The organism is Micromonospora sp. NPDC050397, assembly GCF_044901685.1.
In the GTDB taxonomy this organism is placed as follows: Bacteria; Actinomycetota; Actinomycetes; order Mycobacteriales; family Micromonosporaceae; genus Micromonospora_G.
Window position 1 is genome coordinate 69,535 of record NZ_JBJDPS010000023.1, and the last position, 16,236, is coordinate 85,770.

Here is a 16,236-nt window from a genome sequence, read left to right on the forward strand (position 1 = left end):
GGTGAGCCCGTGGGCCGAACACCACCGGCCGGAGCCGCCCGTCCGGCGCCCACGCGTCCGGGCGGGCCCGTGGAGTCTGGGCGTACCCGTTCAGCGCTTGAGCGTCCGGGCGGCGGCGAGGTGTTCGCGGGCGAAGGCGAGGGCCGCGCCCAGGTCGGCCTCCCGACCGGCCCGGCTCTTGGCCCCCCGGGTCGAGACCTCGACCGCGATCGCACCGGTGAACCCGCGACCGGCCAACGACGCCAGCACCTCGGCACAGGGCTGGTTGCCACGTCCCGGCACCAGGTGCTCGTCCCGTCCCTCACCGGTGCCGTCACCCAGGTGTACGTGGGCGAGCTTCGCCCCCATCTGGTCGGCCATCTCCATCGAGTCGGTGTGCGACGCGGCGCAGTGCGACAGGTCCAGGGTGTAGGCGTCGTAACCGGTGTCGGTCGGGTTCCAGCTCGGCGCGTACGGGACGAACCGCCGGCCGGCCATCCTGACCGGGTACATGTTCTCCACCGCGACCCGGATGTCGGGATGGCGCTCGGCCAGCTCGGCCAGGAGCGTGTCGAAGCCTCGGGCGTACTCGCGCTGCCAGGTGAAGGGCGGGTGCACGACCACCGTCGGCGCCTCCAACGCCTGGGCCAGCCGGACGGCGCGGCGCAGCCGCTCGGCCGGGTCGTTGCTCCACACCCGCTGGGTCACCAGCAGGCAGGGGGCGTGCACCGAGAGGACCGGTACGCCGTAGTGCTCGGCCAGGCCGCGCAGCGCCCCCGGGTCCTGGCTCACCGCGTCGGTCCAGACCATGACCTCGACCCCGTCGTACCCGAGCGCCGCGGCCAGCTCGAAGGCGGCGGCCGTCGGCTCGGGAAAGACCGAGGAGCTGGACAGGAGAACAGGGGTGGCCACGGTTGTCAGCGTAGCTCTCGGCCGCGCGACCGCCACCGACAAGATGGGCTAAACCACCCGTATCCGCAAGTCAGGACCGATCTGTACGAGTTGGCCGGAGCCACTCCGACCGGCCCCCGTCGATGCGGGGAGCCCCCGCGCTCACGCCGGTTCGAGCTGGTCCAACCGGCGCAGGATGACTCCCTCGCGCAGCGCCCAGGGGCAGATCTCCAACGAGTCGACCTCGAGCCGGCGCATCACCGCCTCCGCCACCAGGGCGCCCGCCAACAACTGGTGCGCCCGGCTGCTGCTCACCCCCTCCAGCTCCGAGAGCTTGGACGGCGGGATGTGCCGGATGAATCCGATGATCTGCCGCAGCCCGTTCTGGGAGAGGGTGCGCCGGGCCCAGAGCCCGGCCCCCGACGGCGCCGCCCCGGCCAGCCGGGCCAGCATCCGGAACGTCTTCGAGGTGGCCACCGGCCGCTCCCAGCCGACCTGGGTCATCCGCTCCACCACCGGATCGAGCGTCGACTCGACGTACTCCCGCAGCTCCTCGACCGCCAGTGCCGACGGCGGCTCGTTGGTGCTGGGATCGACCCGGAGCCGTTCCCGGGTGAGCCGACCGGCACCGAGCGGCACCGAGAGTGCGATGTCCGGGTCCTCGTCGATACCGGCGGCCACCTCCAGCGAGCCACCACCGATGTCCAGCACCAGCAGCCGGCCGGCGGACCAACCGAACCAGCGCCGGACCGCGAGGAAGGTCGCCCGCGCCTCGTCCGCACCGGAGAGGACCTCCAGCCGTACGCCGGTCTCGGCGCGTACCCGGGCCAGCACCTGTGCGGCGTTGGTGGCCTCCCGGACCGCCGAGGTGGCGAAGGCGAGCAGGTCGTCGACGATCAGCCGGGCAGCCGCCGCCTTCGCCTCGGCGACCGCCTCGACCAGCGCGTCCTCACCGTTGCGGGTCAGCGCCCCGTCCCCGCCGATCTGCTCGGCCAGGCGCAGCACCGCCTTCTCCGAGTGCGCCGGCCACGGGTGTGCGCCATGGTGGGCGTCCACCACCAGCAGGTGGACGGTGTTGGAACCGACGTCGAGCACTCCGAGGCGCATGCCCGAAACCCTAGACTCGCCGATGACCGGTCCCGTCGCGGGTAATGCAGCACGCCCGGAAAGGCGGCTATCCGTCCTGGTAGAGCCACCGGGCGTAGGCTGACCGGGTGGCAGCTCGTACCCAACTCCGCATCCTGGTCCAGGATCCGACCGATCCGCGTAGCCGGGAGGTCGACCTCGACTTCCCCCGGGAGTGGATCGAGTTCCTCGACCCGGCGGACGCCGAGCATCTCGTCCGCGCCGACCTGACCTGGTTGCTGTCCCGGTGGACCTGCGTCTTCGGCAAGGCGTGTCACGGCATCATCGCCGGACGGGCCAGCGACGGCTGCTGCTCGCACGGCGCGTTCTTCACGGACGACGACGACGAGCAGCGGGTGAAGTCGGCCGCCGCTCGGCTCACCCCGCAGACCTGGCAGCACTACCGGCGGGGCTTCAAGAAGTACACCGAGATGGACACGGTCGACGGCAAGACGCCGGCCCGGCGCACCGCCACCCGGTCCGAGGACGGTCCGTGCGTCTTCCTCAACGACGCCGACTTCGCCGGTGGCGGCGGCTGCGCGTTGCACGCCCAGGCGCTGCGCGACGGGGTGCATCCGCTGGAGTACAAGCCCGACGTCTGCTGGCAACTGCCGGTCCGCCGGGACCAGGAGTGGAGCAAGCGACCGGACGGCACCAAGGTGCTGGTCTCGACGCTGAGCGAGTTCGACCGGCGCGGCTGGGGCGCGGGCGGCCACGATCTCGACTGGTGGTGCACCTCGTCGCCGGAGGCCCACGTCGGGCAGGAGGCGATGTACCTGTCGTACGAGGCGGAGCTGACCGCGCTGATCGGCGTCGCGGCGTACGGCAAGCTCGCCGAACTCTGCGCGGCGCGGGCCAAGGCCGGCCTGGTGGCGCCGCACCCGGCGAGCCCCGCCGCACCGGAGCCCCCGCCGACCCGCCGGGTCAACGGCGGTCGCAAGGTGGTCGCCCCGACGATCGCGCCCTGAGCGACTCCGCCTCCCCGGAGTCCGTTTTCGGCTTCACCCGGGGTCGAGTGGCGTTCATGACAGCGGTTGGACGCTAGCAGACAGATCTGTCTACGGTACGTAGGCCAAACAGACTCGTCTGTTCATCGCCCGTCGCGAGAGAAGCCCCGATGACCTCCCCGACCGCCACCCTGCCCGACCTCAACAGACCGCGCCGGTCCCGACGGCCACAGATCCCGGGCCGGTCCCGGCGGTTGCCGGGGACCGCCAGCTTCTACCTCCTGGCCTCGATCGTCGTCGCCTTCCTCGCCGGTTCCAGCGCGCCCACCCCGCTCTACGCCATCTACCAGGCCGAGTGGGGCTTCTCGCCGATCACCGTCACGCTGGTCTTCGGCGTGTACGCGCTGGCCGTACTGGCCGCGCTGTTGACCGTCGGTTCGCTCTCCGACCACGTCGGCCGCCGGCCGGTGCTGATCGCCGCGATCGCCGTCCAGGCGGCCACCATGATCGCGTTCGCGGCGGCGGACGGCGTACCGGCGCTGATGGCCGCCCGGGTGCTCCAGGGGCTCTCGACCGGCGCGGCGGCGGGTGCCATCGGCGCGGGCATGCTCGACCTGAACCAGGCGAAGGGCGCGATCACCAACGCGGTCGGACCGATGCTCGGTACGGCGACCGGCGCCCTCGGCTCCGGCCTGCTGGTCCAGTACCTCCCCGCCCCGACCCACCTGGTCTACCTGGCGCTCTTCGGGATCTTCGTGCTCCAGGGCGTCGGCGTGCTCCTGATGTCGGAAACCTCGTCCCCGCGCCCGGGTGCGCTCGCCTCGCTCCGGCTCCAGTTCGCCCTGCCACCGGCGGCCCGCCGACCGCTGCTGCTGGCCGTCCCGGCCCTCACCGCGGCCTGGGCCCTGGCCGGCTTCTACGGCTCGCTCGGCCCGACGGTGGTCCGGATGGTGGCCGGCTCCAACTCGTTCGTCCTGGGCGGGCTCGCCCTGTTCGCCCTCGCCGCGAGCGGCGGCGCGGTGGTGCTGCTCCTGCGGGCCAGGGCACCCCGTACGTTGATGTTCGTCGGCACCGTGGGCCTCTTCGTCGGCGTGGGCCTCACCCTGCTGGCCATCGCGGTGACCTCGGAGACGCTCTTCTTCGCCGGGACCGTGGTGGCGGGCGCCGGCTTCGGCGCCGGCTTCCAGGGCGCGATCCGGACCGTCATCCCGCTGGCCAGCCCACACGAGCGGGCCGGGGTGCTCTCCCTCATCTACGTGGTGTCGTACCTGGCCATGGGGCTGCCCGCGGTGATCGCCGGCTTCCTGGTGGTGCACGCGGGCGGCGTGCTGACCACCGCCCGCGAGTACGGCGTCGCCGTGATGGCGCTGGCCGCGCTGGCCCTGCTCGGCCTCCTGCTCACCCGCCCGGCCCGCCCCCGCCCCCTACCCGCCTGAGGCGGCCGGGAGCCAGCCGTTCCCGTCGGCGGCGGGACGGCACCGGTGGGGTGGGGCGGTTTACGGCTCGAACTTGTAGCCGAGGCCGCGGACCGTGACGATGTAGCGGGGGGTGGAGGGCTCCGGCTCGACCTTGGAGCGCAGGCGCTTGACGTGCACGTCGAGGGTCTTGGTGTCGCCGACGTAGTCGGCCCCCCAGACGCGGTCGATCAACTGCCCCCGGGTCAGCACCCGGCCGGCGTTGCGCAGCAGCAGCTCCAGCAGCTCGAACTCCTTGAGCGGCAACTGCACCGCCGCCCCGTCGACCGTCACCACGTGCCGCTCGATGTCCATCCGGACCGGGCCGGCGGCCAGGGTGGGCGCGGCCAGGTCGACCGTCTCGCTGCTCTTGCGGCGCAGCACCGCCCGGATCCGGGCGACCAGTTCGCGGGGCGAGTAGGGCTTGGTGACGTAGTCGTCCGCCCCGATCTCCAGGCCGACCACCTTGTCGATCTCACTGTCCCGAGCGGTCACCATGATGATCGGTACGTGAGAGCGCTGCCGCAGTTCGCGGCACACCTCCGTACCCGACATCTCGGGCAACATCAGGTCAAGCAGGACGATGTCCGCGCCGGTGCGGTCGAATTCGGTGAGCGCCGAGAGCCCGGTCGGCGCGACCGATACCTCGAAACCCTCTTTGCGCAGCATGTAGGAGAGGGCGTCGGAGAACGACTCCTCATCCTCGACCACGAGAACGCGGGCCAACGGTCTTTCCTTTCCTCTGTCCGACCTGGGATTACTCGGCCGAACCGGTATCGATCTCAATTGACGGGGGTAGCGGTAGGACGGCGTCCGGAGGACGGGAGGGCAGCCGCAGGGTGAACGTCGACCCTCCACCAAGCGTGCTCGACACCTCCACCCGTCCGCCATGGTTGGTGGCTATGTGTTTGACGATCGCCAGGCCGAGCCCGGTGCCCCCGGTCGCCCGGGAACGGGCCTGGTCCGCCCGGTAGAAGCGCTCGAAGATCCGGTCGACCTCGCTCGGCGAGATGCCGATGCCCTGGTCGGCCACCGAGATCTGGACGTGGTCGTCGTCACCCCGGGTGGTCACCGTCACCCGGCTCTCCTCGCCGGAGTACGCGATCGCGTTCTCGACCAGGTTGCCGACCGCCGTGGCGACCTGGCTGTCGCTGCCGTACACGGTCAGGTCGCGCTGGCCCTCGACCACGATCTCGACCTTGCGGGCGGACGCCGTGGTCCGGGTCCGGTCGATCACCTCGGCGATCACCCAGTCGACCGCGACCGGTTCCGGCTCGGGCAGCGGCTCGGCACCCTGCAACCGGGTCAGTTCGAGCAGCTCGTTGACGAGCCGGCCGAGCCGGGTCGACTCGTGCTGGATCCGTTCGGCGAAGCGCCTGGCCGCCACCACGTCCTCGGAGGGCTCGACCCCACCGTCCTCGACCGGTGGCTCGGTGGCGTCCAGCAGCGCCTCGGCGAGCAGTTGCAGCGCGCCGATCGGGGTCTTCAGCTCGTGGCTGACGTTGGCCACGAAGTCCCGGCGCACCCGGGCCACCCGGTGCGACTCGGTCACGTCGGCGGCCTCGACCGCGACGAAGCCGTTGCCGATCCCCATCGCGCGCAGGTGTACGCCGAGCGGGTCGTGCACCCCGCCGTCCCGGCTGCGCGGCAGGTCGAGTTCGACCTCGCGCCGTACGCCGGTCCGCCGCACCTGGCCGGCCAGGGTACGGATGATCGGGTGGGCCGCGATGGTGCCCGGGGTCGCCCCGGCTCGCAGCAGCCCCATCGCCCGCGCGGCTGGGTTGATCAGGACGGGTACGTCCTCGGTGTCCAGCACCACGACGCCGACCCGGAGCGAGTCGATGCTCTTGCGGCCGAGCCCGGAGACTTCGGCCTTCTGGTGTTTCGCGATCGCCGGCCTCCCGTCGGCTGGGGAGAGGTCGCCCCCGCCCGGAAGTCGTCGCCCGTCGCGCTCCGGTTCTCGCCGGATGGCGCGTACCAGCATGGGACCGGCGATCAGTCCGATCACCAGTCCACCGGCCACGCCGGCTACGACCCCCCATTCCACTGGGCGATCGTAGGGTCATTGTTATCCAAGCGGCCCTACACAATAGGACAAATCAGGCGCCAGATTGGCAAAATTCACACCCCGGTCTAGCGTCGTTAACCTACGTTCACCTACGCGCCGTCCGCGACCCCTTACGGTGGGCGGGCAACCTGCCCCAACCCCGTGCGGGTGCGTCGGCGGCGCTGGTCTCCCGGCGGCCCACCGACCCCAGGACGTGATCATGCGCGACGAGTTCCGGACCGATCTGCACATCGTCAGCCAGCTACTGGTCGACATGGCGGAAGCTGTCCGCGCGGCGATGAGCAAGGCGACCAAGGCGCTGCTCACCGCCGACCGGGCGGCGGCCGAGGCCGTGATCGCCCGCGACGCCGAGGTCGACAGCATCTACCGCCAGGTCGAGGAGCGGGCGGTGGACCTGCTCGCCCGGCAGGCGCCGGTCGCCTCCGACCTGCGCGCCGTGATCACCGCCCTGACCGTCGCGGCGGACCTGGAGCGGATGGGTGATCTCGCCGACCACGTGGCCAAGACCGCGCTGCGCCGGCACCCGTCGCCGGCCGTACCCGCCGAACTGCGCGGCGTCTTCACCGAGATGGCCGGCGTGGCCGACCGGATCGCCCACAAGATCGGCTCGGTCCTCTCCAACCCCGACGCCGAACTCGCCGCCGAACTCGACCGCGACGACGACGCCATGGACGACCTGCACCGTCAGCTCTTCGCCGTGCTGCTCAGCGACGACTGGCCGTACGGGGTCGAGACCGGCATCGACGGTGCCCTGCTCGGCCGCTTCTACGAGCGTTACGCCGACCACGCGGTGAACGCCGGCCAGCGGGTGGTCTACCTGATCACCGGCGAGTACTCCGAGAACACCCAGCCCGTCTAGGTCGTCCGCGCCGACCCCGATCGCCGAGAGGCCCCTCCCGCACCGGAAACGGGTGGGAGGGGCCCCTCGTCCAGGTCACGGGCAGCGGGTCAGCGCCCCTGGTTGGCCACGGCCGCGGCGGCCTCCTTGGCGGCCTCCGGGTCGAGGTAGGTGCCCCCCGAGGTGACCGGGCGCAACTGCGGGTCGAGGTCGTAGCGCAGCGGGATGCCGGTCGGGATGTTGAGCTTGGCGATCGCCTCGTCGGAGATCTGGTCGAGGTGCTTGACCAGCGCCCGCAGCGAGTTGCCGTGCGCGGCGACCAGCACCGTACGGCCGGCGAGCACGTCCGGCACGATCGAGTCGTACCAGTACGGGAGCATCCGCTCGACGACGTCCTTGAGGCACTCGGTGCGGGGCATCAGCTCCGGTGGCAACAGGGCGTAGCGCGGGTCCCCGGCCGGCGACCACTCGTCGTCGTCGGCGATCGGCGGCGGCGGGGTGTCGTACGACCGACGCCAGAGCATGAACTGCTCCTCGCCGTACTCCGCCAGGGTCTGCTTCTTGTCCTTGCCCTGGAGCGCGCCGTAGTGCCGCTCGTTGAGCCGCCACGACCGGCGGACCGCGATCCAGTGCCGGTCGGCGGCGCTGAGCGCCAACTCGGAGGTGCGGATCGCCCGGCGCAGCACGCTCGTGTGCACCACGTCGGGGAGCAGGTCGTGCTCGCGCAGCAGCTCGCCGCCCCGACGCGCCTCGGCCTCACCCTTCGGGGTCAGGTCCACGTCGACCCAGCCGGTGAAGAGGTTCTTGGCGTTCCAATCACTCTCGCCGTGCCGCAGCAGCACGAGGGTCCCAACTGTCATGCCCCACATCTTCGCGCAGCCCCGGTTCGGACGCGCCGACACCCGCCGTGACAACCGCCACGTGTAAATCGAGATGACCCCGGGTGACCACTCCGACTAGGTTGTAAGGCATTGATCGTTTGCCGGTCATTACACATCGAGGGGGCGGCGTGAGGGCGGTACGGGGCTGGGTCAGGGAGACGACTGGCGGCTTACCCACCACCTTCTGGTACCTCTGGACCGGCACCCTGATCAACCGCCTCGGCTCGTTCGTCCTGATCTTCCTCGCCATCTACCTCACCACCGCGCGCGGTTTCTCCTCGGTCGAGGCGGGTCTGGTGATCGGGCTCTACGGTGCCGGCGGTGCCGTCGGCACCCTCACCGGCGGCATCCTGGCCGACCGCTGGGGTCGGCGGCCGACCCTGCTCACCGCGCACGTCGGCGCCGCGGCGATGATGGTGGCGCTCGGCTTCACCCGAGGGCTCTGGGTGATCGCGGCCGGGGCGCTGCTGCTCGGCATGTTCGCCGAGGCCGCCCGGCCGGCGTTCGCCGCGATGATGGTCGACGTGGTGCCGGAGCGGGACCGGCTGCGGGCCTTCTCGCTCAACTACTGGGCGATCAACCTCGGCTTCGCCTGCGCGGCCATCCTCGCCGGCTTCGCCGCCCAGGTCAGTTACGAGCTGCTCTTCCTGGTGGACGCGACAACCACGCTGACCACCGCCGCGGTCATCTTCGTGAAGGTCCGCGAGCCAAGCCGGGTGGCCACCGTACGCACCACACCGACCCCGGGTACGCGTACCGGCCGGAGGGAGAACGGCCTGCTCAGCGTGCTGGGTGACCGGGTGTTCCTCGGCTTCGTGCTGATCAACATCTTCACCGCGCTGATCTTCCTCCAGCACATCTCGATGCTGCCGATCGCGATGGGCGCGGACGGGCTGGCACCGTCCACCTTCGGCACGGTGATCGCGCTGAACGGGATCCTGATCGTCGCCGGCCAGCTCTTCGTACCTCGGTTGATCAAGGGCCGGAACCGGTCGTACGTGCTCGCCCTGGCCTCGCTCGTCACCGGGATCGGGTTCGGCCTGACCGCGTTCGCCGACGCGGCCTGGTTCTATGCGCTGACCGTGCTGATCTGGACCCTCGGCGAGATGCTCAACTCCCCGTCCAACTCGACCCTGATCGCGGAACTCTCCCGCCCCGGGATGCGCGGGCGGTACCAGGGCGTCTTCTCGCTCTCCTGGTCGGTGGCCGGGTTCACCGCGCCGATCCTGGGCGGCTTCGTACGCGAGCAGTTGGGCGACTCCGCGCTCTGGCTCGGCTGCGCCGCGCTCGGTGCGGCACTCGCGCTCGCCCATCTGCTCTCCGGCCCGGTACGCGAACGCCGGGCGACGGAGCTGCGGCGCTCGGCCAGCGTGTCGCAGGACGACGCGTCGACCTCGACCGCCGAGCTGGCCCCGCAGGCCGCCTGACCCGGGTGACGCGGGGCACGCTGGTGCCCGGACGCGCGGCGTTCCTATGATCGAGCCCGAAACTGGAAAGAAACCTTAAGAAAGAGGTACGCGGTGCGCCGCTGGCTGCGGGAAACCGCCGGGGGCCTCCCCGCCACCTACTGGTACCTCTGGACCGGACTGCTGATCAACAAGGTCGGCGCGTTCGCGATGCTCTTCCTGTCGCTCTACCTGACCAGCAGCCGGGGTGCCAGCGAGAGTCTCGCCGGGCTGGTGGTCGGCGCGTACGGTGCCGGCGGCGCGGTCGGGGTGCTGCTCGGCGGACTGCTGGCCGACAGTTGGGGGCGACGCTCCACACTGGTCTGGTCGCACCTGGCCGCCGCGCTCGGCATGCTGGCACTCGCGTTCACCGAGCACCTGGTCGCGATCGCCGTGCTCGCCGCCCTGGTCGGCGTCACGCACTCGATGCCGGGTCCGGCGTTTGTCGCGGCGATCATCGACGTGGTGCCCGAGGATCGCCGTTCCCGGGCGTTCAACCTCCAGTTCTGGGCCTTCAACCTCGGCATGGCCGCCGCCTCGTTCCTGGCGGGTCTGCTCGCCGAGAGCAGCTACCTGGCACTCTTCCTGGTCGACGCGGGCGCCACCCTGGTCACCACCGTGCTGATCGCCTGGAAGGTGCCCGAGACGTTGCGGCGTACGGCCGGTGGACGTTCCCCCGAGGCCCCGAACCGGACCGGACGGCGGCGACCGGGGCTGCGTACGGCGCTGACCGACCGTACGTTCATGGTCTTCGTGGGGCTCACCTTCGTGCTGGCCGTGCTCACCACCCAGACCTCGACGATCATGCCGTTGGCGATGCGGGCCGACGGGCTCAGCGCGGCGTCGTACGGCGCGGTGGTGGCGCTCGGCGGCGGGCTGATCGTGCTCGGGCAACTGTTCGTGCCCCGGCTGATCGACGGCTACCGCAAGCATCTGGTGCTGGCCGGCTCGACCGCCCTGCTCGCGTTCGGCTTCGGCGCACTGGCCCTCGCCGACCACCTACCGGTCTACCTGGCCGCCTCGGTCGTCTGGACGATCGGTTCGATGCTGGCCGCGCCGCCGAACGCGGAGATCAACGCCGAACTGGCCCCGGCCGTGCTGCGGGCCCGCTACCAGTCGGTGTTCTACCTGACCTTCCCGGCCGCGGCCTTCGTCGCGCCCGCGCTGGGCGGCCTGAGCCTGCAACATCTCGGCGACTGGCACTGGGTGGTCGCCGGCGGTCTCGGGTTGGCGGCGGCACTCGGGCACCTGCTCGCCGGCCCGCCCCGGGAGCGTCGGGTGGCCGCCATCCGGCGGACCACCTCCACCGCCACACCACTGGTAGCCGAGAAGGCCTGACCCGCGACCGTCCCGCCCAGTGCAAGGAAGGGCCCCTTGTTAACGCTATGCGTTAACAAGGGGCCCTTCCTTGCGTGAGGGCGCAGGTCGGCCCGGCGGCGGCGGGCGACACTCACCCCCGTAAGCATCGCCCGCTCACACCGCCGGTCTCAGGTGGCGCCGTCCCCCAACGGCTTCGTGCCACCCGTCCCCCGGGCGCGCCCGCTCGGTGCTCGAATCTGATCGACTCGCGGTTCCCCCGAACCGTTCCAAGCGTCACGCCCGCGATTACGGTAGTTCGCCCTGCGGAACCGGCACAAGCCGCGTAACTGTCTTGCCCGTCACACGAATTTGTGCCACCACTGATGAACCAACGTCCCGCACTGTTCAGCCATCTTCGCGGTCCGGTGATTCCGGCTTGAAGAAGTTACTTTGCTTACCGTCCGAACGCCGCTCCTGATAGATGAAGTTCAGCCGGCGCAGGTCGAACGTCTTGAACCACTGATCCCAGGTGATCTGCTTCAGCCGGCCGCCCTCCCGCCACCCCGGGAAATTGAACGTCAGTACGCCCACCCGGCCATCGCGCTCGGTCCCGGCGATCGTCGCCGGCTTCGCCTTCCGGGCCCGCGCCCAGCGCTGGATCACCGCGTGGCTGGTGGTGACGAGGCTCCGTCCCAGCCGTTCCGGACGCTGGTCCGGTGACGCGATCGGCTGGGCGTACTTCAGCGACCGGGACATCGTGCGGCCGAGTCTGATCCCGCTCGCCGCCGCGGCCTTCGCCCGCTCGGCGGTACGGGCGGCCGTGCTCGGCGCCGCCTTCGCCGGGGACGAACGACGTTGCCTGGCGGTCGCGCTCACCCCGCCCGACGTGGTCCGGCGCACCGACGACGTGCTCTTCCGGGCGGCCGAGGTGGACTTCCGTGCCGCCGTGGAGGTGGACTTCCGTGCCGCCGTGGAGGTGGACTTCCGTGCCGTACCGGAAGTGCTCTTGCGGGCCGACACGGCCCCGGTACGCGCCGACGCGGTGCTCTTGCGCGCCGGGCTGGTCCGCCCCGACGCCGTGGCGGTCCGCTTCGCCGGTCCCCTGCTCGTCCTCGCCGAACCGCCACCGCGCCGTCCCTCGGAGCGCAGCGCCCGGGAGAGCGCCTGCACCAGATCACCCTTGCGCAGAGCGGAAATGCCGGTGATCCCGCGCTTGCGGAGCTGACCCCGGATCTGGTCGGCGGTCATCATGGCGATATCGCTCGGACTGCTGCTCCGCGCGCTGGTTGTCCGGCTTCTGGTCGCGGTCGCGGTGCCGCCGCGACTCGAACTGCTTCGTTGAGCCATGAGATTCTCACGCTCCCTTGGACAGTCTGTCATCGGCATGCGGCGCGCGTCGCTCGTCGTGCGTGCGTCGTCCGTGCGCCACCCGTGCCATACCCGTCAGGGGCGGTCCAAATCCGGTTCGGCGGATTTCGACGGCTCGAAGAGATGGGTGAACGCCGCGAGGTTCGCCACCGATTCACCCCGCTTGAGGCGCCATTCCCATTCCCGCTTGATGGAACTGCCGAACCCGATCTCCAACATCGTGTCGAACGAGTCGTCGGCGTAGCTGAGCGCCGCCCCGAGCAACCGGTCCAGCTCCGTCTCGGTCACCCCGGTCAGCCCGACCCGCCCGGTGAGATACACGTCGCCGACCGCGTCGATCGAGAAGGCCACGCCGTACATCCGGGCGTTGCGCCGCAGCAGCCAGGCCCAGAGCTCCTCACGCCGCTCGTCCGGCTGGCGCATCACGAACGCCTCGATCCGCAGCGCGTGCTCCCCCACGATCAGGTTGCAGATCGTCTTCAGCTTGTGCGTGCCGGGCAGCGTGACCGCGTACGCGAACTCGCCGGTCGCCTCGCAGGGCAGCTCGCGTTCGGCGCAGACCGACTCGACCAGCTCCGCGACCGCCCGCCGGTCGTCCCGCCCGGTCGCCGGATCCCGCCCGGTCACCGGATCCCCACCGGCAGGACCGGCGGCGTGACCGGCTCGGCATCGCCCGCCAACTGGGCGGCCAGCCAGCTCCGGTGCTCCGTCACCGCATCACGGTAGACCGCGAGCAGGTTCTCGGCGGTCCTGGTCCAGGAGAAGTTCTGGGCGTGCCGGACCGCGCCCTCGGCGAGCGCGGCCCGCCGCCCCGGCGCGGCGAGCAGGCCGCTGAGTGTACGGGCCCAGTCGACCGGGTCGTGCCCGTCGACCAGGATGCCGCTCACCCCGTCCCGGACAGCGGTCACCAGTCCGCCGACCGCCGCCGCGACGACCGGTGTGCCGCACGCCTGGGCCTCCAGCGCGACCAGCCCGAACGACTCGGTGTACGAGGGCACCGCGACCAGGTCGGCGGCCCGGTAGAGCGCGGGCAGGTCCTCCCCGGTGTAGGGCGGCCGGAACAGGACCGAGTCGCCGATCCCGAGCGAGGTGGCCAGTTCGATCAGGGCGGTCGGCTGGTCCAGGCCACTTCCGCTGGGACCACCGGCGATCACCACCGTCAACTGCTCGGCAATGGACGGGTCACGGTCCCGCAGCGCGGCCACCGCCTGCATCAGCACGTCCGGGGCCTTGAGCGGCTGGATGCGGCCGACAAAGGCCACCACGTAGCCGTACTCCGGCAGGCCGAGCCGGCGACGGGCGGCGAGCCGACCCGCGTCGACCGAGCCGGTCGCCGGCCGGAACCGGTCCAGGTCCACACCGGGCTCGACCACGGCGACCCGGGCCGGTTCGGCGCCGTACCGGGAGATCAGATCCCGGGCCTCGACGGCGGTGTTCGCCACCAGCCGGTCGGCCTCGGCCACCAACTGCTCCTCGCCGATCATCCGGGACTTCGGCTCGGGCCGGTCCCCGTCGGCGAGCCGGGAGTTCTTCACCTTGGCCAGGGTGTGCGCGGTGTGCACCAGGGGCACCCCCCACCGCTCCTTGGCCAGCCATCCGACGTGTCCGGAGAGCCAGTAGTGCGAGTGGATCAGGTCGTACCAGCCGGGTGGGTGCGCCGCCTCGGCCCGCAACACGCCGTTGGTGAAGGCGCAGAGCTGGCCCGGCAGTTCCTCCTTGGCCAGCCCCTCGAAGGGTCCGGCGGTGACGTGCCGGACCAGCACCCCGGGCGCCATCTCGACCACCGGCGGCAGGTCGCTCGCGGTGGCCCGGGTGAAGATCTCCACCTCGACACCGGCGTCGGCCAGACGCCGGGCCACCTCGACGATGTAGACGTTCATCCCGCCCGCGTCGCCGGTGCCCGGCTGGTCCAGGGGCGAGGTGTGCACCGAGAGGGTGGCGATCCGGTTCGGCGTCGGCCATGGCCGGGCGCCCCGCTGCCGCCCGACGCCCGTGTGGGATTCCGCCACATCCACTCCTTCGGTCACAGTGAAATACGGTCGGGCACGTATCCGGGCGCCCCAGGACAACAACCGCCACGCTGATCGTCATCTTCCCGATCACGCCACAACCATTCATCCCGGTACCCGCATAGGTGACCGACCTCATCCATCGGTCGCCCCCGTTGTCCACCTGGCGGACACCGGCTGGTCACGCAACGGCCGTTCCCGGGTCGCCACCGGCGTCCCTCGGGTCCGGTGGGCCCCGGTCGATGGGCAACAATGCCGGGATGACTCCTGTCGCCATCGTCACCGGCGCCTCCAGCGGCATCGGCGCGGCCACTGCCCGCCGGCTCGCCGCCGAGGGTTTCCACGTCCTCGCCGCCGCCCGGCGCGCCGACCGACTCGCCGAACTGGTCGAGGAAATCGCCAAGAACGGCGGTACGGCGACCGCCGCCACCTGCGACGTGACCTCGGACGACGCGGTGGCGGCGCTGGCCGCGACCGCGAGCGACCTGCCCGGCCCGGTCACCCTGCTGGTCAACAACGCGGGTGGCGCGCTCGGGCTCGACCCGGTCGAGTCCGGCTCGGTGGCGGACTGGCAGTGGATGTACGACGTGAACGTGCTCGGCACGTTCCGGGTGACCCGGGCGGTGCTGCCGCTGCTGGAGGCGTCCGGTGCCGGCACGGTGATCGTGGTCAGCTCGACCGCCGGGATCGACGTGTACGAGGGCGGTGGCGGCTACACGGCGGCCAAGCACGCGCAGACCGCGTTGGCCCGTACGCTCCGGCTGGAACTGCTCGGCCGGCCGATCCGGGTGGTCGAGATCGACCCGGGCATGGTCCGGACCGACGAGTTCGCCCTGCACCGGTTCGGCGGCGACGCGGAACGGGCGGAGGCGGTCTACGCCGGGGTGCCGGACCCGCTGGTCGCCGACGACGTCGCGGACTGCATCGCGTGGTGCGCCACCCGACCGCAACACGTCAACGTGGACCGGCTGGTGGTCCGCCCGCTGGCCCAGGCGGCCCAGCACAAGGTGCACCGGGTGAGCTGATGCGACCGCCACGCCGGCCGATGGGGGTGGTCACCCGGGGCACCACCAACCCCAACCGGCTGCGCCGGGTGGACAACTGGATCGCGGCAAGCTGCGCCGGGGTGCTCCGCGACGCGGTCGACCCGCTGGTGGTCGACCTCGGCTACGGCGCCACCCCGGTCACCGCGGTCGAACTGCGGGCCCGGCTGGCCACGGCGGTCCGGCCGGACGTACGGGTGGTCGGGCTGGAGATCGACCCGGTACGGGTGGCCGCCGCCGGGTACGCGGCCGACCCGCCCGGACTCACCTTCGCCCGGGGCGGCTTCGAACTGGCCGGGCTCCGCCCGGTGCTGGTCCGGGTCTTCAACGTGCTGCGCCAGTACGACGAGGCACAGGTCGCGGACGCCTGGCGGACGATGGCCGACGCGCTCGCCCCGGACGGGCTGATCGTCGAGGGCACCTGCGACGAGTTGGGGCGGCTCGCCACCTGGCTGCTGGTGGACCGCACGGGTCGACCCCGGTCGCTCACCCTGGCACCGAGGCTCGGCACCCTGGAGAGCCCGGCGGCGCTGGCCGAACGGCTGCCGAAGGCACTGATCCACCACAACGTGCCCGGGACCGGGGTGCACGCGCTGCTGCGGGCGTTGGAGGACGGGTGGCGGGACGCGGCGCCGTACGCCACCTTCGGTCCCCGCCAGCGCTGGCTCCGTACGGTCGAGGCGGTCCGGGCCGGTGGCTGGCCCGTACTCGACCGCCCCGCCCGCTGGCGCCTGGGCGAGATCACCGTCCCCTGGCCCACCGTCGCCCCGGGGTAAGGAAGGGCCCCTTGTTATCGCCTCGGGTTCTAGGGATCGTTGCAACGCCTGATCGTGTCAGGGGTTGTGATGTTCGAGGTTCGCAGCGATCGTCGGCCGCAGGGTCGGAAGAG

16 protein-coding genes are annotated in these 16,236 nt (G+C 71.5%); 8 read left to right on the plus strand and 8 right to left on the minus strand.

Annotated features, from left to right (window positions below):
- Positions 1-90 precede the first annotated feature (90 nt).
- Positions 91-891: a sugar phosphate isomerase/epimerase family protein gene (locus tag ACI2K4_RS34610; RefSeq protein WP_404517395.1), complete on the minus strand. Its 801-nt coding sequence runs from the start codon at positions 889-891 to the stop codon at positions 91-93.
- A 141-nt stretch (positions 892-1,032) separates the two neighbouring features.
- Positions 1,033-1,977: a hypothetical protein gene (locus ACI2K4_RS34615; protein WP_404517396.1), complete on the minus strand. Its 945-nt coding sequence runs from the start codon at positions 1,975-1,977 to the stop codon at positions 1,033-1,035.
- A 131-nt stretch (positions 1,978-2,108) separates the two neighbouring features.
- Here ACI2K4_RS34615 and ACI2K4_RS34620 point away from each other — a divergent pair, with 131 nt between their 5' ends.
- Together ACI2K4_RS34620 and ACI2K4_RS34625 are read left to right on the plus strand one after the other, a co-directional pair.
- Positions 2,109-2,963, plus strand: a complete 855-nt coding sequence (locus tag ACI2K4_RS34620) for a hypothetical protein (RefSeq protein WP_404517413.1) — start codon at positions 2,109-2,111, stop codon at positions 2,961-2,963.
- A gap of 149 nt (positions 2,964-3,112) precedes the next feature.
- A complete protein-coding gene (locus ACI2K4_RS34625; protein ID WP_404517397.1) occupies positions 3,113-4,378 on the plus strand; it encodes an MFS transporter in 1,266 nt (421 codons plus the stop codon).
- Between the two features lie 60 nt (positions 4,379-4,438).
- Here the strand turns inward: ACI2K4_RS34625 and ACI2K4_RS34630 are convergent, their stop codons facing one another.
- Positions 4,439-5,122 carry a response regulator gene (locus ACI2K4_RS34630; RefSeq protein WP_396811816.1) on the minus strand — a complete coding sequence of 228 codons (684 nt, stop codon included), beginning with the start codon at positions 5,120-5,122 and terminating at the stop codon, positions 4,439-4,441.
- 31 nt (positions 5,123-5,153) lie between these two features.
- Positions 5,154-6,380, minus strand: a complete 1,227-nt coding sequence (locus ACI2K4_RS34635; protein ID WP_404517414.1) for a sensor histidine kinase — start codon at positions 6,378-6,380, stop codon at positions 5,154-5,156.
- Between the two features lie 283 nt (positions 6,381-6,663).
- Here ACI2K4_RS34635 and phoU point away from each other — a divergent pair, with 283 nt between their 5' ends.
- On the plus strand, positions 6,664-7,323 hold the full coding sequence (gene phoU, locus ACI2K4_RS34640) for a phosphate signaling complex protein PhoU (protein WP_404517398.1): 660 nt from the start codon (positions 6,664-6,666) through the stop codon (positions 7,321-7,323).
- 89 nt (positions 7,324-7,412) lie between these two features.
- On the opposite strand, the gene ACI2K4_RS34645 is transcribed toward phoU, so the two are convergent.
- Positions 7,413-8,171, minus strand: coding sequence for a phosphoglyceromutase (locus ACI2K4_RS34645; protein WP_404517415.1), 759 nt, complete (start codon positions 8,169-8,171; stop codon positions 7,413-7,415).
- Positions 8,172-8,311: 140 nt separating this feature from the next.
- Between ACI2K4_RS34645 and ACI2K4_RS34650 the strand changes: the two genes are divergently transcribed.
- A complete protein-coding gene (locus ACI2K4_RS34650; protein WP_404517399.1) occupies positions 8,312-9,610 on the plus strand; it encodes an MDR family MFS transporter in 1,299 nt (432 codons plus the stop codon).
- A 93-nt stretch (positions 9,611-9,703) separates the two neighbouring features.
- Positions 9,704-10,966 carry an MFS transporter gene (locus tag ACI2K4_RS34655; protein ID WP_404517400.1) on the plus strand — a complete coding sequence of 421 codons (1,263 nt, stop codon included), beginning with the start codon at positions 9,704-9,706 and terminating at the stop codon, positions 10,964-10,966.
- Between the two features lie 366 nt (positions 10,967-11,332).
- Here the strand turns inward: ACI2K4_RS34655 and ACI2K4_RS34660 are convergent, their stop codons facing one another.
- Positions 11,333-11,683, minus strand: a complete 351-nt coding sequence (locus tag ACI2K4_RS34660) for a hypothetical protein (RefSeq protein ID WP_404517401.1) — start codon at positions 11,681-11,683, stop codon at positions 11,333-11,335.
- Between the two features lies 1 nt (position 11,684).
- Here ACI2K4_RS34660 and ACI2K4_RS34665 point away from each other — a divergent pair, with 1 nt between their 5' ends.
- Positions 11,685-12,152, plus strand: a complete 468-nt coding sequence (locus tag ACI2K4_RS34665; RefSeq protein WP_404517402.1) for a hypothetical protein — start codon at positions 11,685-11,687, stop codon at positions 12,150-12,152.
- Between the two features lie 218 nt (positions 12,153-12,370).
- On the opposite strand, the gene ACI2K4_RS34670 is transcribed toward ACI2K4_RS34665, so the two are convergent.
- Positions 12,371-12,922 (minus strand): YbjN domain-containing protein, encoded by a 552-nt coding sequence (locus ACI2K4_RS34670; RefSeq protein ID WP_404517403.1) that lies wholly within the window; start codon positions 12,920-12,922, stop codon positions 12,371-12,373.
- Complete coding sequence (gene mshA / locus ACI2K4_RS34675) at positions 12,919-14,304, minus strand: D-inositol-3-phosphate glycosyltransferase (RefSeq protein WP_404517404.1); 1,386 nt, start codon at positions 14,302-14,304, stop codon at positions 12,919-12,921. The genes ACI2K4_RS34670 and mshA overlap by 4 nt, the downstream gene beginning before the upstream one ends.
- Before the next feature lie 260 nt (positions 14,305-14,564).
- Between mshA and ACI2K4_RS34680 the strand changes: the two genes are divergently transcribed.
- Positions 14,565-15,329: an SDR family oxidoreductase gene (locus ACI2K4_RS34680; RefSeq protein ID WP_404517405.1), complete on the plus strand. Its 765-nt coding sequence runs from the start codon at positions 14,565-14,567 to the stop codon at positions 15,327-15,329.
- Positions 15,329-16,123: a class I SAM-dependent methyltransferase gene (locus ACI2K4_RS34685; RefSeq protein ID WP_404517406.1), complete on the plus strand. Its 795-nt coding sequence runs from the start codon at positions 15,329-15,331 to the stop codon at positions 16,121-16,123. Before ACI2K4_RS34680 ends, ACI2K4_RS34685 begins: the two co-directional genes overlap by 1 nt.
- Positions 16,124-16,236 lie beyond the last annotated feature (113 nt).

Coding starts and splice junctions, on each gene's coding strand:
- ACI2K4_RS34615 (WP_404517396.1), bottom strand. CDS start 1,977: ATGCGCCTCGGAGTGCTCGACGTCGGTTCCAACACCGTCCACCTGCTG.
- ACI2K4_RS34680 (WP_404517405.1), top strand. CDS start 14,565: ATGACTCCTGTCGCCATCGTCACCGGCGCCTCCAGCGGCATCGGCGCG.
- ACI2K4_RS34660 (WP_404517401.1), bottom strand. CDS start 11,683: ATGTCCCGGTCGCTGAAGTACGCCCAGCCGATCGCGTCACCGGACCAG.
- ACI2K4_RS34635 (WP_404517414.1), bottom strand. CDS start 6,380: ATGCTGGTACGCGCCATCCGGCGAGAACCGGAGCGCGACGGGCGACGA.
- ACI2K4_RS34685 (WP_404517406.1), top strand. CDS start 15,329: ATGCGACCGCCACGCCGGCCGATGGGGGTGGTCACCCGGGGCACCACC.
- ACI2K4_RS34625 (WP_404517397.1), top strand. CDS start 3,113: ATGACCTCCCCGACCGCCACCCTGCCCGACCTCAACAGACCGCGCCGG.
- phoU (WP_404517398.1), top strand. CDS start 6,664: ATGCGCGACGAGTTCCGGACCGATCTGCACATCGTCAGCCAGCTACTG.
- ACI2K4_RS34645 (WP_404517415.1), bottom strand. CDS start 8,171: ATGTGGGGCATGACAGTTGGGACCCTCGTGCTGCTGCGGCACGGCGAG.